The following is a 26,619-nucleotide window of genomic DNA, read 5'->3' on the forward strand; positions in this document are numbered from 1 at the left end:
TGGCTATTACAGTCAACTCAGACCCCACAGCTTTAATAACTACCTAAGCCCTGTTGAAAAAGAACGACAGTTTTTTAACAAAACCCTCTTAGGGGTTGTTTGAAAATAGTTGACCGGTACAATTAGAATGGCTAAATTTTGAAAGTTCTTTTACGGTACATAGTGGAATAGCTTTTCAAAGCAATACTGAGACTACTAATTTTTCAATATTTTATAATATTGAAGACCAAGACCCTAAAGTAACTATAGATAGGATTAATTTAATTTCTTTAAAACAATCTGACTATAAAGGTCGAGAAGGTGTTGAAATTTACCCTTTAGAACTTATGCTCTATGAGTATGAAGAAAAGGGTTTCCATAATGAGCAAGCCGTTACTCTAAAAAATGGTCAGTTCAAAAAGTCCAAGTTTAAAATCCCTCAAATGCAAATATTCGTTGAGAAAGAATATTTGCACCCTTTGGTAAGAGGAGTTGACATAACGCCGTTTCATATCGACAGTAAGTATATTGTTCCTTTTGCCTATGATGAAGAAATCAGTAAGCGTGTAGCGGTCGATGAAATCATATTGAGAAAAAAATCCCCAAAATTACTCAAACACTTTTTAAATTACAAACAAACTTTTGAAGCACAAAATGCCTATAGTAAAAGAATCATAAATGGTAAGAGTGTACCATTTTATTCAATGGCAAGAGTTGGTGATTACACTTTTGCACCTTACCATGTTGCTTTTAGAGACAATACTAAGAATGTTGCGTGTGTTGCCAAACCACTTTTGATGCCTTGGGGTGAGTATAAAGCGCCTATCTTCCAAAACCACGCCGTCACAATATCACAACGACCAGACGGTAGTTACATTAGTCTAGATGAGGCGTACTATATCTCTGGTATTATTAATTGTGACATTGTTTGTGAGTTTGTCAAAATATCATCGGATTCACGCTCATTTCCTATTCATCCGCGTTACCAAATACCACTATATGGTAATAAAGACTTACAGGAGTTTCAAAACAAAATTGTAGCTTTGTCAAAACAAGCTCATAAAGAATACAATGATGAGGTAAAAATCAATGCAATCAAAAAGAAAATTAGCTATCTATATCTTTTGATGCTGGGGGAATTAACGGAAAATAACATCTAATGACAACTTTTAGTCTCCGTTATGCCAAACCTGGGTTTGTGAAAATGCTACAAAAGACGGAGAGATGGGATGGTTAAAATGTACTAGTTCAGACCCAAACTTACAAAATAAGCTTTTTTAATGGGTGTACTGGTACAGGGTGGCTGTTAAATATAGACCCATTTGTGTGCATAACCCCTAAAAGCTAAGCTTTTAGGGTGTTTTTTTATGAGGTCATTCACATTCTTCTTCTGACTTAAAACGCTTAAAAACACTCATAGAATCCAAAAACTGTTTTCGAAGAGCCTCCTGTTCCTTGAAGGTTCTCTGAAACTCATTGATTGCTGTACCAAGTTTATCTATATTGGGTGAATTATAGTTATAAAATTGGGCTATAGACTGCTGATTTTTCATTGCATTTTGCAAAACGCACGCAACCTCGGGTTGTATTCTTAGCTTTGCATTTGAGTTTATAACCTCCTGTATATTTGCACTTGTTCGCAGAGCTTTTACCGCTGTTCCTAGTTGTGACACATCAGATAATTTGGCGTTATTTAACACAATTTGCAATTGAGACTCCAACTTTGGAATAGCTGATGCAGATGCGATTGTTCTTGTAAGCAACTTATCATGTCTTAAAAATTGTTCTCTAAGTGCTGAAATATCCCATCTTGAGACTTTTTGTTTGCTGTTGTTTGCCTCTTGGTTGCTTGTTTTATCTAATTGTTGAATAATTTCACCCCGAACACCCGCCTCATCATCCATATTTTTGCTGCTATGTAGTTTATACATTGAGGAAATGTGTTTTTCAACGGATGATATTTTACTGCTTAGCGTCACTGTTGATTCAGTGATTTCATCATCATCCTGATAATGAGGGTATCTGACCTTATGGCTAATCTCCCCAAAAAGATCTTCTGCAGCTGTTCTTGTTTGAATCTCAAAATACACCCCTTCAATACATTCGCTTTTGATTACATAATGAGTTGAGGCGTATCCGTTTTTGGTTTTAATATGTCTTAGTTTAAATTTAGAACCTTCTGAAATAGGGTTGTTGATATAAGATTCTTGAAAGGGGAAATCTAGATGTTCTGGTGCGTTATATACGGGATCTTCTTTTAACCGGTGCCCATATTTATCAATGATATGTTGATGAACGGCTGGCCAATTCTCCTTAAAAAGCATGATGGTACGCAAACCTCCCAAATCTGTAACCACCTGTCGGTAATTATCGACATTCAGTCTAACCCAGGGATTACCTTTCTTTCCTTTATTTTCTTTTCGCTTGCGAATGATTTTCTCAGCTAAGTGTGATGGATCCTTTGCTCTAGCTTTGATTGAATTAATACCAATATCATCCTGAACTCGAGAAAACTCCCAAAATAAACGACCAAGCTCATGCTCGATATCACCCTTGATTCTTTCGTAGTCGAACATGATTTGCAAAAATTCTTTTTGGCTAAGATTAGCACTTTTTAACATGCTGGATGTAATACCATATGTGTGAGTGTGCGTTGTTTTTTTCATAATTAACAAACCTATGCGTCTAGTCTTGTAAGTTTTTATTTAAAATTTCAATTTCCTCAACCCAGTAAGAACCCAATCACTCGTTTCCTCATTCATGTGTTTATACTTGGCCACAATAATATTGCTTGCTTTTACCCCGTTAACACCAAACTCATCATAAATGCTTTGTTCAAGACGGCCCTTATTATCTTCGAGTATATTTACCAGCATTTTAAGCGTATAACCTCTGTCCCAATCAAGTAGAAACCTCTCTTCGTCCAAAACCTTAACAACAACTCCACTTGAGCTTTGTTTGTCACGAGATTCGCAATCCAGGAAGTAGTAAATAGAACTATCAATCTGCAATCTAAGAATGTACACAGACCGCGGAAAACCACTTTGGTTAAGAACAATCGGTTTAACTATCTCACCTTGCCTTTCCCCGAGTTTATCGCAGCAATCAATCTTCACTTCATGATAACCGTGAGAATTAGCATTCTGCTTGAGATGTTGTGCATACTTCAAAAGTCTTTGGTATTGACTGTCAAATCCAGTTATACCAAATTCATCTTTTTCGCTATCAACCAGCGTAACTTGAAGCAGGCCGGTATTGCCACCTGCGCCAATTCTATGGCCATCGGTATATCCTTCAGGTGGTGGCTCCATTACAACTTTTGTGGTGTTTGCACGCAACTGTTCCTCTAAACTGATATTTTGATTTCGAGCTATTGCTCGTGCATCGCCCACGGTCTGTATTCCCTGTCTGACGACAGCTACATTTCGATTATCAGCCGTTTCATCTTTTAGCATGATTTCATTGTTCGCGATGTCATGCATTAAAATTTTGACAGTGTTGCTTTTGGGACGGTTGCACTCCCCACTAGCTGTGCGTTTTGCTCTATCCACATCATAAAAAACCGTTTCGCCTTGTGGCATTGATATACCTGTAATTTCGGTACAAAGAAGTGTTTTGTCATCAATAGCAATGTAATTGCATAGCAGGTGAACAGGCTGACTGTGGTAAGGCTCAACTTTAAGATAGCTATAGGAATACCCATGTTTCTTTAGGTTGCTGGTGAAATTATCACGAACGCGAGCATTGAGTTTTCTAACCACATTTTGCGCGTGGTGGTCATTTTTGAGGTGGTACAAAAATACAGAATCAGCCACCAAGAGTTCATCTGGAATAAATACCGATTCAGAGCATGATGGATTCCTATAGTCAAGATGCAATATATCGCAAACATCATCCCATAAGTGGCCCAATAGAGTGTTTGAGATGCTTTTTGACACCCCGTAATGTGCTTGAAGAAATGTTAGTGGATGGATGATTATTAATTTCTCAGCACCATTAATTGATGCAGGGACGGTTAGAATTGTGTTGAAGTCTTGAAAAACAAATCGACTGTGACCTTTGTTATCTTTATTTTTTAAAATATGATAATGTCTTTTCAGGGATTCTGGAAAATCTTCATTGTGTAGATTTTTATACTCTATGTTTGTATCAACGGAACCCTCATACCCTACATCCCTTAACATAACAAGAGTGTCGCTAAATGCTAGTAATTTTGAGCTACAAGTCCCATTAATCCAAACAGAGCCAATAGGCATCTTTGGAATAAGCTCAATAGGTATCACAGCTCTGGTATAAAATTCATTTTCTTGATTAACAAAATAAACTTCGACTCTGATACTACCATTTTGTTTGTTTGTTAATCTGCCATACCAACTAACAATATATGGAGTGTCGGCTAGAAAAGTTTCATTTAGAAATTTATGAATGTTAATTCTGTTTTCGTAAGGATGATAGGGTAGTTCTTGAAATCTTTTAAAACTGCTCATGCAACACCCCCTTCATGACATTTATTTTGGGTAAATGACATTAATTTAGGGATTTGACAGCCTCCTCCAACCAGTGCCGCTGATGAAATGGTATGGTGCACCTGACGAAAAGGTCGCTCACCGAACTGATATTCCACGCCAGCGATGGAGTAAATGCTTGCCACTTCTAGGGCTTCGTCTTCGCTCAGAGGTGGCAAGATGCTGGGCAGTCGAGATGCCATCATTGTCTTGCCAGAGCCAGGCGATCCTGTAAACAGCAGCGAATGCCCGCCTGCCGCAGCGATCTCAAGCGCGCGACGCGCATGATGCTGACCTTTGACATCTGCCAGATCCTGTGCATAGACTACGCCTTGACTGTGTGTCGGTGCGCTAGCGACAGGCAACAGATCTGCTTGATTGTTATTGGTACCGCTGATCACATCCAAATGCCGACATACCGCTGCCAGACTCTGCGCTGCCAACACCGTCAAGCCACCAGTTTTTGCTGCTTCATCGGCATTTGCAGCGGGGGTGATGAGCGTGCGCGTCTTGCCCTCACTTTTGGTGTGCTTGATGGCGCGCGCTACTGACAACGCGCCTGTGATGGCACGCAGATCGCCATTGAGTGCCAATTCGCCAACAAATTCATACTCATCAAGCACTCGATCATCGATCTGCCCACTGGCCGCCAAAATCCCCATTGCAATCGGTAAATCCAGTCGCGCACCATCTTTTGGCAGATCAGCAGGTGCCAGATTGATGGTGAGGCGGCGATTGGGAAATTCATAGCCTGAGTTGATCAGTGCTGAACGCACCCGATCTTTGCTTTCTCGTACTGATGCTTCGGGCAGTCCGACGATGGTGAGTGCAGGCAAACCTTGGGACAAATGCACCTCCACCAGTACCTGTGGCGCATGCAGACCAACGACAGATCGGGTATAGACTTTGGCAAATGACATAATCGCATCCGTGAATTTTATACTAAAATTAATCTCAATCTTAACATCAAAGCAAAACTTCTGATAAGTATAGCACAACTGAAGATTTTCGCCAGTATGCGCAGCATCCACGATGGGTTTATCCGCGATCATTGATTGATAATTTGTCGTTATTTGCATCCAACCACCCAAAAAAACTGCCCAAGCTTAAAGCTGGGCAGTGGTGTCATCGATCGATCATTTATCTAAAAAGCGCTTAATTTCATTGATCCGCTGTTTGTTACGGCCAAACAGATGATGGGCTTTTTTTAGTAAGCGCAAAATCTTCGTCAAGCGGCTTTCGGTAAAGGCTGCCTCGCCATCAGGAATGATGACTGAATTGCCTGATGCATCGATGGTGCGACGAGCATTATTATCAAAGCCATGGGTCTCGCCAGTCTCGTCAGTATCCTCGGATACGATGCGAACGATGTCTTGTTTTTCGCGCAGTGGTGCAGTCTCAAATAAGGCTGCCAAAGGCATATCAAGCTCTTTGGTGGCACTGGTTTCGATCTTATCCAGATGGCGATACAGCTCCACAAACCAAGGATCGTAATCAGCTGCCTCTAGCTGTTCTAGCTCGCTTCTGATCGGCAGTGGGTACGGCAAGCTTTTATAAAACTGCCACAGATTGATGGTGGCCAGATTGGTTTTTAGGATGTATTCATTGTTTTTGGTTTCGGTGATGAAATCGTTGCTCACCAACTGATCCAAATAAATACTCCACTTTGGCAGCTCTTTGCGACCAAGCATGCCGCGCAGCTCATCTTCGCTGACGGTTTCGCCATTTTGATAGCGTTTGTAAGCCAAATTTAGCATGTCGAGCAGACTTAGCAAAGGATGGCGTACTGGTACTTCTTTGGTTTCAAAGATTGTCAAGGTGTAGCTGATCTGAACACCAAGCAAGATCAAATTCCACGACAGATAAATCCATAGCAAGAAAATTGGCAAAGCGGCAAAGGCGCCATAGATCGCCTCATAGCTGGTAAAATTGGTCATCACAGTGCTGAACACTTGCTTTAGCGTCTCAAATAAGATGGCCGTGATGACGCCAGCGATCAGTGCATTTTTGATGGGTACTTGAGCTTTTGGAATAAACCAATACATCAAAATAAAGCCAGCGGCAGTAAAGAAAAATGAGATCACATACGCCCAAATGCCCCAGTCAATGCCATAGCCACCGATCTGGCGATTCAAAAAATCAACGCTCTGGATGGCGCTTGAGGCACCAAAAGCCACAGCCAAAATCACAGGCCCTAGCGTGATGATCATCCAATAGCGAATGATGCTGGCCGCGCCGCCAGAACGGTCTTGGACGCGCCAAATTTTATTAAAAGCATGTTCGATGGTGTTCAAAGTCATGATGGCGGTCACGAACAGCGCGCCGACACCGACCAAGCCTAAGTTACTGGATTTTTCGACAAAAGACTGCATATAGCCAGCGATTTGGTTGCTGGCTGAGGGGAATAGATTATCAGAGATCATCTGCTGCATCTGTTCGCGCAGATCGGCCAATGCAGGCACGCTTGAGAAAATTACCAAAACTACCGTCAACATCGGCACCAATGCCAATAAAGTGGTGTAGGTTAAGCTTGCAGCTTTTTGTTGGGTCTCATCTTCGATAAAATGGCGCACCAATAAACGCAGGTACATGAACCAAGCATGGTGAGCAAAAGGCAGTTTGTTGAGAAGGTTTGTCATAATATCCTTTCTTGGCAAATTTGCTAACTATCTCTCTAGTGTAACAAATATTGCTTAATTTTACAGGCTAAATTTGTGCAATTATGTATCAAAGTTTTAGACAATGTAAATATTTTGGCTTTTTTGGAGGGTAGGGGGTTGATGGATTGAGTTTTGTGTACCGATGAGCGCTTTAATTTTTTTGTTTTGTGGTGATGGATGTTTGGTATAAGATGGATATTTGGTATAATAAGTGTTGATGCATTGATGCGTCGGCTTTGTATCAAGGCTGATGCTTTTTTTAAAAAGGCCAAACAATGACTGCTGCCCCTTATGTGCTGGTGTTATACGACACCACCAAAGACACCACCAAATCGCTCGCCTATCTGATCGCCCAAGGAGTGATGGATGCAGGCATGGCGGTAAAAATTCGCCGAGTACCTAAGGTATCTGCTGTGTGTGAGCAGATTGCCGATGGTATTCCTGATGAGGGTGATTTATACTGCACCCAAGATGAGCTGGCAGGCTGCGCGGGGCTTGCATTGGGCAGTCCGACGCATTTTGGCAATATGTCAGCGAGCATGAAATATTTTTGGGATAATACCGTGTCGCTGTGGCTGTCAGGAGATTTGCAGGGCAAGCCTGCCTGTGTCTTTACCAGTACAGGCAGTCTGCATGGCGGCCAAGAGACGACGCTTGTCACCATGATGATGCCGCTGCTGCATCACGGAATGCTGCTGATGGGCTTGCCCTATGCGCATTCTGAGCTATCGACCACCGCCCGTGGTGGTACACCGTATGGGGCAAGTCATGTCTCAGGCACTCGCCATGAATTTGCCATCACTCAAGATGAAAAAGTCCTTGCCATCGCTCAAGGGGCAAGACTTGCGACGCTTGTCAAGCAGCTTGGTAAAGCAGGTCAAGCATGAGAAAATCCAATAAACCAACCAAACCTGCCAAGCCCATGCACCAAGCCTTAAAGCCAACATGGGCTGTATGGCTATTGACAGCAGCGGCCCTCTATCCGCTGGCTGTGTCGGTGAGTGCAGGTGCTGAATTTTGGGCAGGCGTAGCAGTGCAGCTATTGGGCTTGATACCAGCGCTACTATGCACGCCTTTTATCTGGCGGGGTAATTCGCCTTATGCGCTGATCTGGGTGAGCATGGTGGCGCTCGTTTATTTGGGCGCAGCAGGTGTAATGGCGCTACTGCGCATTTATGAAGCGGCACCAGTGGCGGTATCGGTGGTGCAGTGCATCGAAGCGGTGCTATTATTGATCATCAACTGCCAATTATTCTTATTACTCAAACGCCTGCCTGCTATGCACAAACAAAACGCCCAATCGCAATCACAAAAATCCACCAAAGCAAAGCCCTGATGATACATCAGGGCTTTGGTGCTCTTAGTGTTGATGAGTGGATTATTTATTAACCTTGGTCAATTCCATCGAGATGACCTTGCCATCGGCAGTTTGGCTGACTTTGATGGGCAGATAATTGAGACTTGGAGCGAGCCAAAAGCTCGTTGCACGGTCGCGGTCATCATGGATGCGATCGATCCGCACCACATCATAAGTGCCTGCTGGCACAGTGATTTTGCTGCTACCAGCTTTTTTGAATCTGGTGGTTGCGATCGTTGTGCGTTTGACCAGTGGATATGAGCCGCTGAATTTACCATCGATCAGCTCTTGACGGATTTGCGCCTCCAAACTCAAATCATCATACGCTTGGCGCGGCATGGCGATGGTGGTCGCCTTACCTTTATAGGTGCTGACGACATTTTTGGCGCGATTATTAAATTGCACCGAATGTGTATTACCTACGCCCAAGATCCGAGCAGACATCGATGACGAGCTTGGGACGATGCGACCTCCTGATAGGCTGAAACTGGCGGTTTGGCTTAAGGTGGCGATGCTGGCAGCGCGAGCGTTGACGGTGTATTTGTAGTTATTGCCAGTTTTGACCAAAGTGCGCGTGGCAGTACCAGTTTTGCCATCGGCACTGACTTTATAAGTTGCAGAATAGCCTGGCAGATCCGCCGCCTGCGCGATGACTGGCGCGCTGGCAAGCGTCGTGGTTGCAGCGGTGGCCAATAGTACATTGCGCGTTTTTTGATTGATTTTGTGATCGAATAATTTTTTTAACATTGATTTTGTCATGATTTTCTCCAATTTTGCGATAATTCATTCTGCAAATTGCAAAAGTTTCAATGATTTGAAAAACTTGTCTTTATAATGGATATATTTTGTTACATTTTCAAGCAGCTTATCGCGGCGTTTTGTGGTTTTTATGTCAACAGATTCGTAAATTAAGCAACAATTCCCCAGTTGTTTGCCAAAAATACGCACAAATGTAACCATCTGACAGCAGTTTGATTGTCATTAAGGCGATGTTAATGGGCGATAAGTGGCTATTGATTATATTAAAACATCTCCAAAAGCAGGTTTAAAAGTGCAAAATTTTTATTTTTTTTGCTTGAAATTTGACACCCAAACACCACTTAGCTAGACAGAACATTTTAAAATTGATTTTTTAAATCGGTACTTTTTAAAACTTTAAATTCATGGAGTTATTATGAAAATTCGTCCACTACACGACCGCATCGTTGTCCGTCGCACCGAAGAAGAGCAAAAAACCGCAGGCGGTATCCTACTGCCAGGCTCTGCCCAAGAAAAACCACAACAAGGCGAAGTCATCGCAACCGGTAATGGTCAAATCACCGATGCAGGCGTGCGTGCGCTTGATGTCAAAGTTGGTGATACCGTACTATTTAGCCAGTATGCAGGTCAGACGGTCAAAGTCGATGGCGAAGAGCTGCTGATTATGAAAGAAGGCGATGTATTGGGCGTATTAGAAGCCTAATGATCGGTTTTAATAAGTTATCAATAATTTGAATTAAAATAATGGAGAAATTCTCATGGCAAAAGATGTAAGTTTTGGCGTATCAGCCCGTGAAAAAATGATCAATGGCGTCAATGTGTTGGCAAATGCTGTCAAAGTCACCCTAGGCCCAAAAGGTCGCAATGTGGTGATTGACAAGTCATTTGGCGCACCGACCATCACCAAAGATGGCGTATCTGTCGCCAAAGAAATCGAGCTTGAAGACAAGTTTGAAAACATGGGCGCACAGCTTGTGCGTGAAGTCGCGTCAAAAACCAATGATGTGGCTGGTGACGGCACCACCACAGCGACCGTACTGGCCCAAGCCATCCTAACCGAAGGCATGAAAACTGTCGCTGCTGGCATGAACCCAATGGATCTAAAGCGTGGTATCGATAAAGCGGTGCGTGCTGCAGTGATTGAGATCAAAAACCTATCAACACCTGCCAACGACCATAAAGCCATCGCACAAGTCGGCTCTATCTCAGCTAACTCAGACACTACCATCGGTGAGCTGATCAGCAAAGCGATGGAAACTGTCGGCAAAGAAGGCGTGATCACTGTCGAAGAAGGTTCAGGCTTTGAAGATGCGCTAGAAGTGGTCGAAGGTATGCAGTTTGACCGTGGCTATATCAGCCCATACTTTGCCAATAAGCAAGACAGCCTAACTTGTGAATTTGACAATCCATTTATCCTACTGGTTGACAAAAAAATCAACAACATCCGTGAAATCGTGCCACTACTTGAAAAAGTGATGCAAACCAGCCGTCCGCTACTCATCATCGCTGAAGATGTCGAAAATGAAGCATTGGCAACACTGGTCGTGAACACCTTGCGTGGCGGTCTGAAGACTTGTGCGGTCAAAGCGCCTGGCTTTGGCGATCGTCGTAAAGCGATGCTACAAGACATCGCAATCTTGACTGGCGGTGTAGTTGTCTCAGAAGAAGTGGGTCTAAGCCTAGAAACTGCTGAAATCGCCCATCTAGGTACTGCCAAAAAAATCACTGTCGGCAAAGAAAATACTGTCATCGTGGATGGTGCTGGCAATAAAGCTGACATCGATGCTCGTGTCGAGTCTATCAAACGCCAAGCGGAAGAATCTACTTCTGACTATGACCGTGAAAAACTACAAGAGCGTGTCGCTAAGCTATCAGGCGGTGTCGCAGTAATCAAAGTCGGTGCAGCAACCGAAACCGAAATGAAAGAGAAAAAAGACCGTGTTGATGATGCGCTACACGCCACTCGCGCCGCTGTCGAAGAAGGTGTCGTGCCAGGTGGTGGCGTTGCGCTAGTGCGTGCATTGGCAGCCTTGAGCGAGCTAAAAGGCGACAACGACGACCAAAACGCAGGTATCAATATCCTACGCCGTGCGATGGAAGCGCCACTTCGCCAAATCGTCACCAATGCAGGCGAAGAAGCGTCAGTCATCATCAACCAAGTCAAAAACGGCTCAGGTAACTATGGCTACAACGCTGCCACAGGCGAATATGGCGATATGCTAGAGATGGGTATCTTAGATCCAGCCAAAGTCACTCGCTCAGCACTAGAGCACGCTGCATCTGTCGCAGGTCTGATGCTGACTACCGAAGTGATGATCACTGACAAGCCGCAACCTGAAGCACCAATGCCAGCTGGTATGGGTGGTATGGGCGGTATGGGCGGTATGATGTAAAAAAATCATCCGATTGCAGGCTGCTGCGTTGTTAGGCTCACTTGATGTACTCCATGTACACCTGCGTTCGCCTGCCTAGCATCAGCCGTGCACTCGAACGATTTTTACTTGTCCATGATAGGCTATTGCGTCGCCAAGTTCGCTCGATGTACTAGATGTACATCGTCGCTTGTCCGCCTAGCACTAACCTGACATTAAGCATCGTAAAATCCGCTTTTTAAGCAGCAAATCAATCCCCAAAATCTTACGGTTTTGGGGATTTTTATTGGCTAAATGATTGGGCAAAATTGCATTCGTGATGCGTTTTGGTTATGATAGGTTTATTTTACTGATGGTAAATTGGAGTAACTGATGAGACGGTTTTTGGTGGGATTGGCGTTAATCGTGGCAATTCCTATAGCCTATGCCAATACAGCACATTATCCCAAATTGGCGGTGGGTGACTGGCTGTGTCATTCTGAATATCGGTCATCAGATGCCTATAACTTTCAGTATGTAGAGACTTATACTCATGCCAAGCTATCAAAGGATGGCCGCTTTATAACTGATACAGTTGGGCGGGTTCGTAAAGACAATGTTGATGGTGTTTATCGTGCCAAGAGCGAAGGCATTTGGTGGATTGATGGCGATCGATATCATTGGGAAGCGACCAAGGTATTACAACTGGACTACTCAGATCGCTTAGAGCTGGTTGGTTTTGGCGAGTTGATGAATGAGTTGATCGCTGTGTCCGAAAAAATCATCCGATTGGATGATAAGCATTTTGATACGGTGGATGATACTGATGGGTCCGACCCTTTATATTTCAACTGCACACGGCTATAAACTTAAGCTAAAACCAATCAAAAAGACCAACATAGAAAAATGCCCAAAATCTCATGGTTTGGGCATTTTTCTATTGGCAAAATTTATGCTATGATGGTGTATCCAATTATTAAGGATAAGTGATGAAAAAATGTATGATATCCATGCTGTTACCGATGCTATTAGTCTTGGTCAGTTCGCCGGTTTGGGCAAATACATCCAAGCTGAATACTCAAGAAAAACAGCTGCTGGGTAAATGGCTGTGCCAGTATGATTATAAAGGTGCTGATTTTGCCAGTCGCGGTTATTATCATGTCGAATATTTGGCAGATAAGACCTATGTGCAGCATGATGTCGCCAAACTCACGACAGAGTGGTTTGGCGAGACGATATCAGGGATGACGCGCTATGGATCAAACGGTGACTGGTGGATTGAAGATGGTAGAATTTATGATCGACCAGTTGAGCTTTTTAAGTTTGAGTACGATCCAAGGCTTGGCGCGATTCCTTATTGGGCGGAGACTGCCCAACCAGATGGCAGTGTGTATGACGAGCGCATCACGCAGTTGACCCGCACGCAGCTGATCACACTTCAAAGAATCGATGATGATGAGGCAGAAATGGTCTGTCAGCACCTGTAAACCGAAGCAGCATTGGCGAAAATCCGCTGATTGGGCTATAATAAGCGCAATTTAATTATTATCTGGATGATCTATGGCTGTGTTACACCCCCAAATCAACCCTGTGGCGCTGGACTTGGGTTTTGTTGAGCTGCATTGGTACGGCTTGATGTATCTGCTTGCCTTTGCGGCGGCGTATTTTTTGGCTTGGTATCGCACCAAATATCGCAGCGATTTTACCACTGAGATGGTCTCTGATTTGGTATTTTTTGGCTCAATGGGCGTCATTCTCGGCGGTCGTATCGGCTATGTGATTTTGTACAACTTTAGCGAGTTTATATCCAATCCATTATACCTGTTCCGCGTCTGGGAAGGTGGTATGAGTTTCCACGGCGGGTTTGTTGGCGTACTGCTTGCCATGTGGTATTTTGCTCATAAATATAAAAAAGCACCATTTGCCGTGCTGGATTTTATCGCACCTTGCGTACCGACAGGCTTGCTGTTTGGGCGTATTGGCAACTTCATCAATGGCGAGCTGTGGGGGCGTGTCTCGACATCAGACCTCAGCCATTTGATGTATTTTCCGCAGGCGGCCAATGCCGATTTTGAATTATTACAAGCCAATCCTGCCCTACAAAGCGTCGCTGCCAATATCGGCGACTATCTACTACTGCCACGCCATCCATCACAGCTGTACCAAGCAGCGACCGAAGGTGTGCTGCTATTTATCCTGCTGTGGTGGTTCTCATCCAAACCACGCCCACGCTATGCTGTGTCAGCATTGTTCTTGCTTGGCTATGGCATCAGCCGTTTTACGACCGAGTTTTTCCGTCAGCCAGATATCGGTTATGAGCTGATTTTTGGCTGGATGAGTAAGGGGCAATTATACAGTTTGCCGATGATTATTTTTGGTATTATCTTAATGGTGATGGCATACCAAAAACGCATTTATGATTGGAAAAAAGCCTGATGAAACAATATCTTGAGTTACTCACACGCATCTTAGAAACTGGTGGCGACAAAGGCGATCGCACCGGCACAGGCACTCGTTCGGTGTTCGGCCATCAGATGCGGTTTGATCTGTCCGCAGGCTTTCCGCTACTCACCACCAAAAAAGTCCACATGAAATCCATCATTCATGAATTGCTTTGGTTCCTAAAAGGTGATACCTGCGTGGACTATCTACAAGCCAATGGCGTCAGCATCTGGGATGAGTGGGCGACTGCTGAGCAGACCGCTCGCTTTGGTCGTGCCGAAGGTGAGCTTGGCCCTGTCTATGGTCATCAGTGGCGTAATTTTGGTGCAAGCAAAAATGCCGATGGTGTGTATAATGCTGATGGCTTTGACCAAATCACTTGGCTAATTAACGAAATCAAAACCAATCCCAACTCTCGCCGTCTGATCGTCTCAGGCTGGAATCCTGCCGAAGCAGGTCAAGTAGCACTGCCGCCTTGCCATACGCTGTTTCAGTTTTTTGTGATTGATGGCAAATTATCCTGCCAGCTGTATCAACGCAGTGCCGATGTGTTCTTGGGCGTACCGTTCAATATCGCAAGCTATGCACTACTGACCCATATGATCGCACAAGTGTGCGATCTTGGCGTGGGTGAGTTTATCTGGACAGGTGGTGATACGCACTTATATAGCAATCACTTTGAACAAGCCAAATTGCAGCTTGGCCGTGAGCCACTGCCACTATGTACCTTGAAGCTTAATCCCAAGATTAAAGACATTTTTGACTTTGGTTTTGATGATATCGTGATCGAAGATTATCAATCCCATCCAGCCATCAAAGCAGCGGTGGCGGTATAAGATGAACCAAGATATCAAAATCGTCCATGTCGTCGCCAAAAGCACGAACCACTGTATCGGCAAGGACAATCAGCTGCTGTGGCACATTCCTGCGGATTTACAGCATTTTAAGAACATTACCACAGGCGGTGTGATTGTCATGGGTCGCAAGACTTTTGAGTCACTTGGTCGCCTACTACCGAACCGTAGCCATCACATCATTACTCGTGACACGACATTTCATCACGATGGTGTGGTCGTATCACATACGCTCGATGATGCCATCGCCGCAGCCAAAGCCGATGCCGCCCTTCGTGGGCAGTCCGCCATCTATATCCTCGGCGGTGGTGAGATTTATCAGCAGAGCCTAGCGATGGCTGATCGCCTTGAGATTACCGATGTGGATATCGATATCACAGGCGATGCGTATTATCCCATCATTACTGATGACTTTATAAAAACTAGCCAAAGCGATACACAGACCTGCGATAAAAGCGGTCTGAATTTTCGTTTTATCACTTATCAAAAAACCAACTAAAGCAGCAAGGTGATACCCATGAAATACACCCCGATTGCCATCATCTGTTCAGCCGCTCTCATCAGCGCTTGCAGTGATCAGCCAACTTATCAAAAAATCGAAGGGCAAACCATGGGCACCAGCTACCACATCAGCTATCAACACCCTGATGGCGTCGATGCCAAAGCCATCCAAGCTTCGATTGATCAGCGTTTGCAAGCCATCAATATCAGTATGTCCACCTATATGGATGATAGCGCGATTGGCAAATTTAACCGCCTGCCATCTGCCACACCGATTGAGATTGATGCCGATTTTGCCAAGGTGCTTTCTGATAGCCAAAGCATCTACCAAGCATCCAATCATGCATTTGATCCGACCGTGTATCCACTTGTGGAACTATGGGGATTTGGCAAGCAAATGAGCGTAGAACGCCTACAGTCACCACCAAATGCAGATGAAATCGCCAAAGCCAAAGCCGTCATCGGTCTGGATAAAGTCGTGGTCAATGGCCAAAGCATCCAAAAAACCGTCGATGGCGTTGGACTGGATTTTTCTGCCATTGCCAAAGGCTATGCCGTCGATGTCATCGCCCAAACACTCAAAGACAGCTATGGCATCACAAACTATATGGTTGAGATTGGTGGTGAAGTCGCAACCCTTGGACAAAATGACAAAGGCAAGCCATGGACACTGGCAGTGGATGCACCCGTCGCAGACAGCTCAGTCAAAACTCGCGACACCATCACCACACTGACTCAGCCAAAAGATGGCTCACTACACATCGCCACATCAGGTAATTATCGCAACTCGGTCGAATATGATGGCGTACGATACAGCCACACCATCAATCCCGTCACTGGCAATCCTGTAGCAGACGGCGCACCAAGCGTCACTGTGCTGCATGACAGCGTGGCACTGGCAGATGGTTGGGCGACGGCACTGACTGCGATGCCGTATGCTGACGCACTGGCGACTGCCAATCGTGAAGGTATCCAAGCTTTATTTATTATCGAAAACAGCAACAAAACTGGCTTTGACATCGTCAAAACCGACGCCATGCAACAAAAATTCCCCAATTAAAGCCGCGTCATTGCACGCACCCGAATTTTGCTTTACAATAACAAGCAGTATTAAAGATAGATTAAGGGTAGATATGAGTAATTTTTCACCAAGCATCCATTTTGCCAAGCGTTGGCTGGCCACTCCTGCACCTGCACGCAGCGCAATTTATGATGAGCTGGATGACATCATCAGCTTGCTTGACAGCGAGGCGCCGATTGACCAGTTTCGCTTCCAGCATCCTGATTTTTATCAAGCGGTGGCAAGCAGCATCGAATCAGCTGACGGTGAGGCCAAACCCAATCGTTTGATCCACTCGATCGAGACCACCTCGCTGACTGCCGATGAGCCTGAGGCATTGACAGCGCCTGATTTTGATGACATCGAAGCTCGACTAAACCAAAGTTTGGCGACGCAGATTGATGAGTTTTTGGGTGAGCATATGAGTCAGCTGTCTGAGGATCTGCGCGCGTGGGTACAGATGGCAGTGCGCCACGAGCTTGCCAATCATCAGCGTCCAGAGCAGAGTTCTGTGCAGAATGACTGATCTTTGCTGTATTTTACAATAAGCATTTTGCAGTCCAATATATTCATCACCAAGTAATCATCAAGTGCCAAAGCCATCGGAGGAAATATGAGCACCATCGCCCAGCACAGCGACATCATCATAGTGGGCGCAGGTCCTGCAGGTCTGGCATTTGCCCGATTTTTTAAAGATACGGATTTAAAGCTGACACTGATCGAAAAATCAGCACTGTCATCATTACAAGATCCTGCCTATGATGGCCGCGAAATCGCACTGACGAACACCTCAAAAGAGATCCTGCAAAATCTCGGCGTCTGGCAACGACTGCCAAGCGATGAGATTTATCCACTTAAAAATGCCAAAGTTTATAGTGGCAATCTGGAGTATTCACTGGATTTTCAAGTGCCTAAACTGATGCGCCAGATGCGTTCATTGGATCGATTGGGTAATTTGATCTCCAACCATAATATCCGTAAAGCCGTCTATGATGAGGTGGCGACGATGGATAATGTAAGCTTGATCACAGACGCTGCTGTCATCGATGCCAAAACCGATGATGCAGCGGCGACGGTACGCTTGGCTGATGGCAGATCACTGACGGCCAAGCTACTGATCGCAGCGGACAGTCGCCTATCGAGCGTGCGTCGGATGCTGGGCATTGGCGCGGATATGCATGATTTTGGTCGCACGGTGATCGTGTTTCGAGTGACGCACCCACTGTCCAATGGCGCGACCGCCCAAGAGTGCTTCTTATTCGGCCGCACCTTGGCATTGCTGCCTTTGCATGACACGATGACCAACTGCGTCATCACGCTGGATAACACCCAAGCCGATGAGCTGCTGAGTCTTGAACCTCAGGCGTTGGCGCGCGAGGCGCAGCGGATGTTTGGCGACCGTTTTGGTGCATTCACCATCGCAGGCAGCGTACATCACTATCCATTGATGGGCGTACATGCGCATCGTTTTTATGCCAAGCGTGCTGCCCTCATCGGCGATGCGGCTGTCGGGATGCATCCTGTGACCGCGCATGGCTACAATCTGGGTCTGCTCAGTGCCAACATTCTGGCGCCAATGATCCTAGAGGCCGATCGACGCGGCGCAGACATTGGCGATGCGCGTTTATTGGCAAGCTACAACCGTCGCCATCAAGCACACACCCGTCCTTTGTATCACGGTACCAATGCGATGGTCTCATTGTTTACCAATGAAGCGCGGCCAATGCGAGCAGTGCGTGATTTAACTTTGCGCATCAGTAATAATTTGCCACCGATCAAACATTGGATCGCCAAGCAACTGGTGGGCTAACTTCACCATACGCATCATCAGCCAAAGAAGCACTTTGGCTGATTTTTTGTCGCAGAGCTGTGGATAACTCTGTGTATAAGCCTGTGGATGGCGTGTGAATAAGCTGTGGATAATTATTTGACCGTGACAAGCTTAAGACAAATGGATGACAATTTTGTGAAACATACACAGTTATGTTGAAATAGATTAAGTCAAATTATTAATATAAATTTATTAAATTAATTATAAATAGTAATCAAAAATCCCATCTTTAGACCCTCAAGCCTTGTGCAGTATGGCTTTGCACAGTTTTCCCCATAAACTGTGGATAACTCCACAAATTTTATGAAATTTTAAGTAATAAAGCCAATAAAACCAACTGCTGGAGACGAATTGTACAAAAATTAACCAATTTTATATATGACAAATAAATATAATTAAATCAATGGTTTATAAAATATTTTTTCTGTGATTTATGAAAATATTGACAAAAATGGCAAAATATTTTCCAAAATCATCGATCATTTTGGTTTCACGGCAGCAGTGGATGAATTGTGGAAAAAAATGTGGATAACTTTAATAAAATCACAATTTTTAGCCACGCAATGAGCTGGTTGCCGTCAATATCACACCAAAGATAGTCCTAAGCATGATCATCACGCTTAGGATTGATATCAAGGTGTGCAAAGTGATTTATCAGGGCTTTTTTGGGCTGTGCTGAGCGCGTGGGTGGGCGTGGTCATACACGCGTGTTAAGGCACCAAAATCGACATGGGTGTAGATTTGGGTGGTGCTGATGTTGCTGTGGCCTAGCATTTCTTGGACGGCGCGCAGATCACCGCTGGCAGACAGCAGATGCGAGGCGAAGCAATGGCGCAACAGATGCGGATGCAGATTCAGATCGATACCAGCATTGGTAGCGCAAATCTTTAGGCGCAGCTGAATGGCACGAACGCTTAAGCGCGTACCGTGTCGCTCACTGATGAACAGCGCTGGCGAGTATTGCTCTTGCCACAGATCGCGGTGCGGCAGATAGTCGATGAGGGCTTGGCGCGCTTTAGAGCCGATGGGGACTTGGCGTACTTTATTGCCTTTGCCTGTGACGCGTAGCACTTGGGCATCCAGATCGATGTCATCGATGTTCAGCGAGGCAAGCTCTGAGACGCGCAGGCCGCTGCCGTAGATCAGCTCAAACATTGCTTTATCGCGTACCCATAGCCTCGCTTTAGCAGGCTCAGTCGGCATTGGTTGATCAAGCAGTTGCTGCATCAATGCCTCATCAGCGATGGTGGGTAGCTTTCGAGGGGCTGATTTGAGTCGATAGCCTGTGGTGGGATTGTGAGAGGTGATGCCTTGGTCGATCAGATACTGATAAAAGCGCTTGATGGCGGATAAGGTGAGCTTGGCACTGCTGGTGCTGATGCCATCTTCTTCAAGTCGCGTGCCAAAAAAGCGCGTCAGATCTTGTCGCGTACACGCCAATACATCTGCGCCCATGCGATGATCTGCCTCTATAAATTCGATGAACCGACCGATCGCTTGTTGATAGGTGGCGATGGTTTTGGCAGAATAATTTTGTAAATAAAGCTCTTCGCACCAGTCTGCCAGATAGCCCCAAGCCGCCGAGTTTGGCTCGGGCTTGGGGCTACCAGCGATCAGATGCGCCAGTCTGTTCATGCAGTCGCATCATTGCCGGCACCAAGCTTAATGCCTGCTGATGCCGCCAAGCCATCTGGACTGAACACGCCTTCATAGACGAATGCCGTCGGGCCAGTCATCATCAGTGAGTAGCCTTGTTGCCAACGGATGGCTAAGCTGCCGCCATACAGCTGCGCACGAATATCCACACCTTCATCTAGCCAGCCTTCACGAATGCCAGTGGCAACGGACGCGCAGGCGCCTGTACCACAGGCCTGAGTCTCACCGACACCGCGTTCATAGACGCGGATGCGCAGGTGGCGTTGATTGACGACTTGCACAAAATTGACATTGACGCGCTCAGGGAATGCTTCGTGAGATTCGATGCGCTTGCCAAGTCGTTCGACATCGGCAGTCAGCACATCATCGACCTTGATAATGGCGTGCGGATTGCCCATATTGGCCACATACAGCTGCACGGGTGTGCCATCAACATCGAGGCGGTAGGCATTGCCGATCTTGGTGATGGCTTTTGGGGCAAAAGGAATCTCGTCAGGCTCAAACTTGGGCTTGCCCATATTGACCTGCACCCAGCCATAGCGATCGGTGGTCAGGATAATCACGCCGCTTGCAGTCTCGACACGCAAACGCTGCTTAAACGACAGTTTACGCGCTTGGACAAAGGAAGCAAAACAACGCGCGCCATTGCCGCATTGAGCGACTTCTGAGCCATCGGCATTAAAGATGCGATACTTAAAATCGACATCAGGGCGGCTAGGTGGCTCGACGATCAAAAGTTGATCAAAGCCGACACCGATGCGACGATCAGCAAGCAGTCGTACCAGCTCGGGAGTGAGTGTTAATCGCTGTGTGACCAGATCAATGACCATAAAATCATTGCCCAGTCCATGCATTTTGGTAAATTCGATCAGCATTGTTCCATCCTTATTTTTATTTATAATGGTTGATAATGTTATCTTATCATGAAAAATCTTTACTGGCTAATGCTTTTATGGGATCAAATGATGAAAATTCGATGAGAACAACTTTATTTTTGGGTTTAAGTTTGGTGGTTTGATGGTGGGATAGCTGCTATTGAATCGTGACATCGGGTGGTGAACGCCAGTTGCTGACCGCGATTAAATCAGCACCGCTTAAACCAAAAAAAGATGAGTTATTGATCTTACTCATCTTATTTTATGGGGATTTATGATACAGACTAAGCGATAGAGATTAAGATTAGGCGATCTCATCACGCCATAGATCTGACAGCACTTCACGCTGACGCACCACGCGATGCGTACCGTCATCAACCATCACTTCACAAGGGCGTGGACGAGTGTTGTAGTTGCTCGCCATCGTAAAGCCATAAGCACCTGCACCAGTCACCGCCAAAGTATCACCGACAGACAAGGACAGCAGGCGATCTTTACCGATAAAATCACTGGACTCGCATACTGTGCCGACCACATCCCAGACTTTCTCGTCGCCTGCCTTTGATAGATCTGTCGGGATAATTGCCATCACCGACTCATACAGTGCAGGGCGAATCAGCTCGCTCATGGAGCTATCGACGATGGCAAAGTTTTTAAATTCGGTTGGTTTTAGCACATCGACACTGGTTAGTAGTACGCCTGTATTGGCAACTAGGCTACGCCCTGGCTCTAGGTATAGCTTGAGACCCAGTGCTTTTAGGCGTGGCAAGAGCAGCTTTGCGTAGTCATCGACACTGACGGGGTTTTCGTCAATATAACGCACGCCAAGACCGCCACCCAGATCGATATGATTAAGCGTGATGCCATTGGCAGACAGCTCGTCAATGAGGAGGGTAAGCTTATCAAGGGCATCGCTAAAGCCTTGCGCATCAAGCAGTTGTGAGCCGATATGGCAGTCGATGCCAGTGATTTGTAGATGTGGCAGGCTGTTGGCGTGCAGATAGGCACTGATAGCCTCTTTATGACTGATGCCAAATTTATTATCTTTCATGCCTGTTGAGATATACGGATGCGTCTTGGCATCGACATCTGGATTGATGCGTAGTGAGATGCGAGCGACTTTGCCAAGCTTTGCCGCCACGCTATTGATACTATCAAGCTCGCTCAGTGCTTCGACATTGAAGCAGTGGATATCGGCATTCAAGGCATATTCGATATCATCAAGTGTCTTGCCCACGCCCGAATAAACGACTTTTTTGGCATCAGTCACTTGTAGCACACGAGCCAACTCGCCTTTTGAGACGATGTCAAAGCCTGCACCAGCATCGGCCAAGGTCTTTAGTACTGCTAGGTTTGAATTGGCTTTAACAGCATAGCAAATCTGATGATTAATCTCGCCAAATGCTTGCGTATAAGCTTGATAATTATCCAATAATGCACGGCGTGAATAGACATACAGTGGCGTACCATAGCTTGATTTTAGAGTTTCGCTACTGACACCATCAATATGAAGTACATTATCCACATAAGAAAAATAGGGCAAAGCATCCACCAAAACGGCGGCATCAATACTAAGCACGCCATCATTTAGGCGGCTTGCAGGTACAAAATTCATCATAATCTGTCAATACTATTCAAATAAAAAGTGTATCAATAATCGTTCGGATTTGGGCTGACCGTGCCATCTTCATGGATAATCGGTGAAGTCTCGGTCGGAATGTACAAGGCGCCTTTTTGACCGCAGCCTGTCAAAGTCAGCACCAGCGCAGCCAATAGCCCTACAGCGGATTTTTTCATCATGCTTATTTCCATCGGATACATCCGCATCGTTCGGATGAGTTGGGTAATTAAAAATCAGGACATTTTAGCATAAATTAGCATCGCTTGGGCGTAAAAATCAGGCAAAATTTTTCATCGCCACAGGATGATTTGGCAATAAAATAACTGATGAAAAATCAAATACTTGTTATAATTTTGCACAGATATCATCAAAAAATCTCACACAAACAGCGACCAATCGACAAAATGGCGGAATATTTTAATGAAATTTAAGATTTAAGGCTTGACAATCCAAGCAATCAGGGTTAATTTATTTGGTTATCCATACAATAAAGTGGGTGGACTGACCCACATGGACATTGACAACAAATTACCATCACATCGGAGCATTTATGAGCTTAGTGAATCCTACTTTAGTTTTGAACTGCGGTTCATCATCAATCAAATACGCCCTAATCAGCGAAGATGGCGAAAGCCGTATCGAGGGTTTGGCAGAAGGCTTGGGTAATCCTGAAGCGCGCATCAAACACAAAAATCTAGACGGCGAAGCGACGGTTATCGAGATTCCAAATGGCGTCCATGCCGATGCTCTAAAGGTCATCCTAGAAGATTTGATCAAAGAATATAAGCCTGTGGCAGTCGGTCATCGTGTCGTACATGGTGGCGATAAGTTCAAATCAGCAACCGTCATCACCGATGAGGTACTGGCGACCATCGATGAGCTGACCACGCTAGCACCACTGCACAACCCTGCAAACGCTGCTGGTATCCGTGCGATTAACAGCATCTATCCTGATTTGCCACAAGTAGCGATTTTTGATACAGCATTCCACCAAACCATGCCAGCACACGCATATCGCTATGCTGTGCCAAAAGCACTATACACTGAGCATCAAATCCGTCGCTACGGCTTCCATGGTTCATCACACGCTTATGTGTCAAACCGTGCCAGCGAGCTGACCGACAAAGCAGGTACACACGGCTGGATCATCGCTCACTTGGGTAATGGCTGCTCGGCAACAGCAGTCTATGATGGCAAAAGCCTAGACACCAGTATGGGTATCACGCCGCTAGAAGGTCTAATGATGGGTACTCGTAGCGGTGATGTCGATCCAGGTCTGCACATTCATCTAAGCCGTACACTGGGTATGTCTATCGATGAGATTGACACGCTACTGAATAAAAAGAGCGGTCTATTGGGTGTCTCAACCGTCTCAAACGATATGCGTAACCTAGAAGCTGCCGACAAAGAAGGCAATGCAGATGCGACACTGGCACTACAAATGTTTGCTTATCGCACTGCCAAATACATCCTAAGCCTAACCGCTGCTTTGCCTGAATTTACAGGTATCGCATTCACTGGTGGTGTGGGCGAGAACGCAGTAGAGATGCGTGCTGCCATCGTCGCTGCGCTTAAGCATATCGGTGCAAAAGTCGATGCTGACAAGAACGGTAAGCTGTTCCGTGGTGAAGAAGGTAGCTTCCATGCGGCGGATTCGGCTGTTGAGCTGTGGGTTATCCCAACTGATGAAGAATTCCAAATCGCCAGCGAAAGCCGTGTGGTGCTTGGTCTGTGATCATAAAAACGCACTGTTTGACGGTGCGTTTTTGATTGGTTTTAATCAATCAATTAGATAAAGACATTTTATTTAGGAAATATTATGACAACGATTTTACTTGTGCCGGTCGAAGCATTTGATATTGATGCTTTTGCAACCAAAACTGCTGACACTGCCTTTTTGCCTTTTGCGTCGTTTGAGCAAGCGGCATTTGAAACAGCCTTGGCAAAAAACAATTTGGATGATTTGCTTGAGCTGGTGTATGCCAAAGTAAACGAAAGTGCTGATGACATCAAGGTCGTGGCAGGTATCAGCCCGCAGCATCCTTATGCAAACCAAGTCAACCGTGATTTGGCATTGGCACTAGATGCTGATGTGGTGCTTGTCGGTGATAATGCAGCCCTACTTAGCATTGGTAAGGCAGTGTATGGCGAGCGTGTGGTCGGCGAAGTTGCCACAGCTGGCGATGCCAAAGCATTTATCAAAGCAGGTAGCCGTAAGCCAAATCTTTCGCCATCAGCGTTTCGTGTTGAGCTGGTCAAAAACGCCCAAGCTGCCAAAAAACGCATTGTTTTGCCAGAGGGGGCAGAGCCGCGCACTGTCGAAGCAGCGGTGATTTGCCAAACTCGTGGTATTGCTGATTGTATCCTACTTGCGACCAAAGACGAAGTGCAAAAAGTCGCTGATGAAAAAGGTCTGACCCTACCAAGCGATCTACAGATCATCGATCCTGCTACTTTGCAAGAGCAATATGTCGCGCCGATGGTTGAGCGTCGCAAAGGCAAGCTTGACGAAGCAGGGGCAAGAGAGCAACTGCAAGATACTGTCGTGCTAGGTACGATGATGCTACAGATGGGTGATGTTGATGGCTTGGTATCGGGTGCGATTCACACTACCGCCAATACCATCCGTCCTGCATTTCAGCTGATCAAAACTGCACCACAGTACAGCCTAGTCTCTAGCTGTTTCTTCATGCTGCTGCCTGAATCTGTGGCCGTCTATGCTGACTGTGCGGTGAATCCAAACCCAACCGCCGAAGAACTGGCAGAAATCGCTATCCAAACCGCCGATTCGGCAAAAGCTTTTGGCATCGAGCCAAAAGTCGCGATGATCAGCTATTCAACTGGCACATCAGGTGCAGGCGCGGATGTGGATTTGGTGGCGAATGCAACCGAAATCGTACGCCAAAGAAAGCCAGAGCTGGCAGTCGATGGCCCACTACAATATGATGCGGCAGTCGTTGAGAGTGTGGCAAAATCAAAAGCACCAAACTCACCTGTGGCAGGTCAAGCGAATGTCTTTATTTTCCCAAGCCTATCAGTAGGTAATGCACTGTACAAAGCCGTACAACGAAATGCCAATGTCATCGCTGTCGGCCCAATGCTACAAGGTCTAAACAAGCCTGTCAATGACCTATCTCGTGGCTGCTTGGTGGATGATATCGTCTATACCATCGCATTGACTGCGATTCAAGCGGTATAATGGATCGACACCACAAAAAATCGCCCATTAGTACGATGGGCGATTTTTTTATTTGACAAGGCGTTTAGCTGTCTGGGCGAATTTGACCGAATTTACCGCTTTGGACATCTTGCACAGCTTGGATGATCTCTTCGCGCGTATTCATCACAAACGGGCCATAACCGACGATCGGCTCATTCAATGGCTCACCGCTTAGGATGAGGATTTTGGCAGATGTTTGCGCTTTGATGGTCAGCTGACTGCCGCCTCGGTGGAAAGTCACCAGCTGCGCTGCACCTGCCTCATCCTTATCATTCACCAAAATCTTACCATCCAAGACCAGCACCAACAGGTTGTGGCTCTCAGGCAGATCAAAAGTATGCTCAGCATTCTGATTTAGGCGCACATCCCACAGATTGATTGGGCTAAATGTACTGGCAGCACCGATGACACCATCAAGCTCGCCTGCGATCAGCTTGGCTGTGCCTGCATCACCCAGACGCACCTCGGGAATGTCTGCATGGGTAATGGCTTGGTATTTGGGCGCGGTCATCTTATCTTTGGCAGGCAGATTTACCCACAGTTGCACCATCTCAAACATGCCACCTGTCTTTGAAAATGCCTCTGAGTGAAATTCTTCATGCATCAATCCTGACCCTGCTGTCATCCATTGCACATCACCTGTGCCGATAACGCCACCGCCACCTGCTGAATCTTGGTGTTCGACCTCGCCTTGATAGGCAATGGTCACCGTCTCAAAACCGCGGTGCGGATGCTCGCCGACACCGCGATGTGCGGCACGCGGATTGGCAGGAAAATGCTCTGGTGAGGCATAATCCATCAATAAAAATGGATCAAGGTTTTTATGTGTTTCTTGATAATTAAACATACCATGCACATGAAAGCCATCACCTACCCAGTGCTTGCTTGGTGCTGCATAGACTTTTGCTACTTGTTTCATAAAACGCTCCTAAATGATGGCTTTGGCCA

The 26,619-nt window shown here is 45.8% G+C and carries 23 protein-coding genes and 2 pseudogenes; 15 read left to right on the forward strand and 10 right to left on the reverse strand.

Annotation, left to right across the window (positions count from 1 at the left end; genetic code table 11):
* Positions 1-326 precede the first annotated feature (326 nt).
* Entirely contained in the window at positions 327-1,139 is an 813-nt protein-coding gene (locus AZ602_RS07040) for a hypothetical protein (protein WP_103034331.1), read from the forward strand.
* Positions 1,140-1,352: 213 nt separating this feature from the next.
* On the opposite strand, the gene AZ602_RS07045 is transcribed toward AZ602_RS07040, so the two are convergent.
* The 4 genes and pseudogenes from AZ602_RS07045 to AZ602_RS07060 all read right to left on the reverse strand — a co-directional run bounded on the left by AZ602_RS07045 (position 1,353) and on the right by AZ602_RS07060 (position 7,123).
* Positions 1,353-2,645 carry a hypothetical protein gene (locus AZ602_RS07045; protein WP_103034332.1) on the reverse strand — a complete coding sequence of 431 codons (1,293 nt, stop codon included), beginning with the start codon at positions 2,643-2,645 and terminating at the stop codon, positions 1,353-1,355.
* 39 nt (positions 2,646-2,684) lie between these two features.
* Complete coding sequence (locus AZ602_RS07050) at positions 2,685-4,466, reverse strand: hypothetical protein (protein ID WP_103034333.1); 1,782 nt, start codon at positions 4,464-4,466, stop codon at positions 2,685-2,687.
* Between the two features lie 59 nt (positions 4,467-4,525).
* Positions 4,526-5,404 (reverse strand): annotated as a pseudogene (locus AZ602_RS07055) (YifB family Mg chelatase-like AAA ATPase); the annotation flags it as partial.
* A gap of 216 nt (positions 5,405-5,620) precedes the next feature.
* The gene (locus AZ602_RS07060; protein ID WP_078318583.1) at positions 5,621-7,123 is read right to left on the reverse strand and encodes a YihY family inner membrane protein; all 1,503 of its coding nucleotides are present in this window, start codon (positions 7,121-7,123) and stop codon (positions 5,621-5,623) included.
* Between the two features lie 296 nt (positions 7,124-7,419).
* Here AZ602_RS07060 and wrbA point away from each other — a divergent pair, with 296 nt between their 5' ends.
* Both wrbA and AZ602_RS07075 read left to right on the forward strand, forming a co-directional pair.
* Complete coding sequence (gene wrbA, locus AZ602_RS07070; protein WP_103034335.1) at positions 7,420-8,031, forward strand: NAD(P)H:quinone oxidoreductase; 612 nt, start codon at positions 7,420-7,422, stop codon at positions 8,029-8,031.
* On the forward strand, positions 8,028-8,480 hold the full coding sequence (locus tag AZ602_RS07075) for a hypothetical protein (protein WP_103034336.1): 453 nt from the start codon (positions 8,028-8,030) through the stop codon (positions 8,478-8,480). The genes wrbA and AZ602_RS07075 overlap by 4 nt, the downstream gene beginning before the upstream one ends.
* Positions 8,481-8,522: 42 nt before the next feature.
* Here the strand turns inward: AZ602_RS07075 and AZ602_RS07080 are convergent, their stop codons facing one another.
* Complete coding sequence (locus tag AZ602_RS07080) at positions 8,523-9,260, reverse strand: DUF3108 domain-containing protein (RefSeq protein WP_227525196.1); 738 nt, start codon at positions 9,258-9,260, stop codon at positions 8,523-8,525.
* A gap of 412 nt (positions 9,261-9,672) precedes the next feature.
* On the opposite strand from AZ602_RS07080, the gene groES reads away from it, so the two are divergent.
* The 10 genes from groES to ubiM all read left to right on the forward strand — a co-directional run bounded on the left by groES (position 9,673) and on the right by ubiM (position 18,278).
* Positions 9,673-9,963, forward strand: a complete 291-nt coding sequence (gene groES / locus AZ602_RS07085; RefSeq protein WP_169835693.1) for a co-chaperone GroES — start codon at positions 9,673-9,675, stop codon at positions 9,961-9,963.
* Positions 9,964-10,018: 55 nt separating this feature from the next.
* A complete protein-coding gene (gene groL / locus AZ602_RS07090; RefSeq protein ID WP_103034337.1) occupies positions 10,019-11,653 on the forward strand; it encodes a chaperonin GroEL in 1,635 nt (544 codons plus the stop codon).
* 384 nt (positions 11,654-12,037) lie between these two features.
* A complete protein-coding gene (locus tag AZ602_RS07095; protein WP_146025227.1) occupies positions 12,038-12,478 on the forward strand; it encodes a hypothetical protein in 441 nt (146 codons plus the stop codon).
* A gap of 122 nt (positions 12,479-12,600) precedes the next feature.
* Complete coding sequence (locus tag AZ602_RS07100; protein WP_103034339.1) at positions 12,601-13,098, forward strand: hypothetical protein; 498 nt, start codon at positions 12,601-12,603, stop codon at positions 13,096-13,098.
* Between the two features lie 73 nt (positions 13,099-13,171).
* Positions 13,172-14,047 carry a prolipoprotein diacylglyceryl transferase gene (gene lgt / locus AZ602_RS07105; RefSeq protein ID WP_103034340.1) on the forward strand — a complete coding sequence of 292 codons (876 nt, stop codon included), beginning with the start codon at positions 13,172-13,174 and terminating at the stop codon, positions 14,045-14,047.
* Positions 14,047-14,889, forward strand: a complete 843-nt coding sequence (locus AZ602_RS07110) for a thymidylate synthase (RefSeq protein ID WP_078318591.1) — start codon at positions 14,047-14,049, stop codon at positions 14,887-14,889. Before lgt ends, AZ602_RS07110 begins: the two co-directional genes overlap by 1 nt.
* Position 14,890: 1 nt before the next feature.
* Positions 14,891-15,406 (forward strand): dihydrofolate reductase, encoded by a 516-nt coding sequence (locus tag AZ602_RS07115; protein ID WP_103034341.1) that lies wholly within the window; start codon positions 14,891-14,893, stop codon positions 15,404-15,406.
* An 18-nt stretch (positions 15,407-15,424) separates the two neighbouring features.
* Positions 15,425-16,468, forward strand: a complete 1,044-nt coding sequence (locus AZ602_RS07120; RefSeq protein ID WP_103034342.1) for an FAD:protein FMN transferase — start codon at positions 15,425-15,427, stop codon at positions 16,466-16,468.
* A gap of 73 nt (positions 16,469-16,541) precedes the next feature.
* Positions 16,542-16,994, forward strand: coding sequence for a hypothetical protein (locus AZ602_RS07125; protein ID WP_103034343.1), 453 nt, complete (start codon positions 16,542-16,544; stop codon positions 16,992-16,994).
* A gap of 87 nt (positions 16,995-17,081) precedes the next feature.
* On the forward strand, positions 17,082-18,278 hold the full coding sequence (gene ubiM, locus AZ602_RS07130; RefSeq protein WP_103034344.1) for a 5-demethoxyubiquinol-8 5-hydroxylase UbiM: 1,197 nt from the start codon (positions 17,082-17,084) through the stop codon (positions 18,276-18,278).
* Between the two features lie 675 nt (positions 18,279-18,953).
* Here ubiM and xerA read toward each other — a convergent pair.
* The 4 genes from xerA to AZ602_RS07150 form a co-directional block, all read right to left on the reverse strand.
* Entirely contained in the window at positions 18,954-19,934 is a 981-nt protein-coding gene (gene xerA / locus AZ602_RS07135; RefSeq protein WP_103034345.1) for a site-specific tyrosine recombinase/integron integrase, read from the reverse strand.
* Complete coding sequence (gene dapF / locus AZ602_RS07140) at positions 19,931-20,830, reverse strand: diaminopimelate epimerase (RefSeq protein WP_103034346.1); 900 nt, start codon at positions 20,828-20,830, stop codon at positions 19,931-19,933. Before dapF ends, xerA begins: the two co-directional genes overlap by 4 nt.
* Positions 20,831-21,134: 304 nt before the next feature.
* The gene (lysA, locus tag AZ602_RS07145; RefSeq protein WP_103034347.1) at positions 21,135-22,445 is read right to left on the reverse strand and encodes a diaminopimelate decarboxylase; all 1,311 of its coding nucleotides are present in this window, start codon (positions 22,443-22,445) and stop codon (positions 21,135-21,137) included.
* A gap of 35 nt (positions 22,446-22,480) precedes the next feature.
* Positions 22,481-22,630: a lipoprotein gene (locus AZ602_RS07150; RefSeq protein WP_228143904.1), complete on the reverse strand. Its 150-nt coding sequence runs from the start codon at positions 22,628-22,630 to the stop codon at positions 22,481-22,483.
* 371 nt (positions 22,631-23,001) lie between these two features.
* Between AZ602_RS07150 and AZ602_RS07155 the strand changes: the two genes are divergently transcribed.
* Together AZ602_RS07155 and pta are read left to right on the forward strand one after the other, a co-directional pair.
* On the forward strand, positions 23,002-24,186 hold the full coding sequence (locus AZ602_RS07155) for an acetate/propionate family kinase (RefSeq protein WP_103034348.1): 1,185 nt from the start codon (positions 23,002-23,004) through the stop codon (positions 24,184-24,186).
* A gap of 471 nt (positions 24,187-24,657) precedes the next feature.
* Positions 24,658-25,650: pseudogene (gene pta, locus AZ602_RS07160) on the forward strand (phosphate acetyltransferase); the annotation flags it as partial.
* A 64-nt stretch (positions 25,651-25,714) separates the two neighbouring features.
* Here pta and AZ602_RS07165 read toward each other — a convergent pair.
* The gene (locus AZ602_RS07165; protein WP_103034350.1) at positions 25,715-26,590 is read right to left on the reverse strand and encodes a pirin family protein; all 876 of its coding nucleotides are present in this window, start codon (positions 26,588-26,590) and stop codon (positions 25,715-25,717) included.
* Positions 26,591-26,619: the final 29 nt, after the last annotated feature.

It is taken from the genome of Moraxella sp. RCAD0137 (genome assembly GCF_002894025.1).
In the GTDB taxonomy this organism is placed as follows: Bacteria; Pseudomonadota; Gammaproteobacteria; order Pseudomonadales; family Moraxellaceae; genus Moraxella; species Moraxella porci.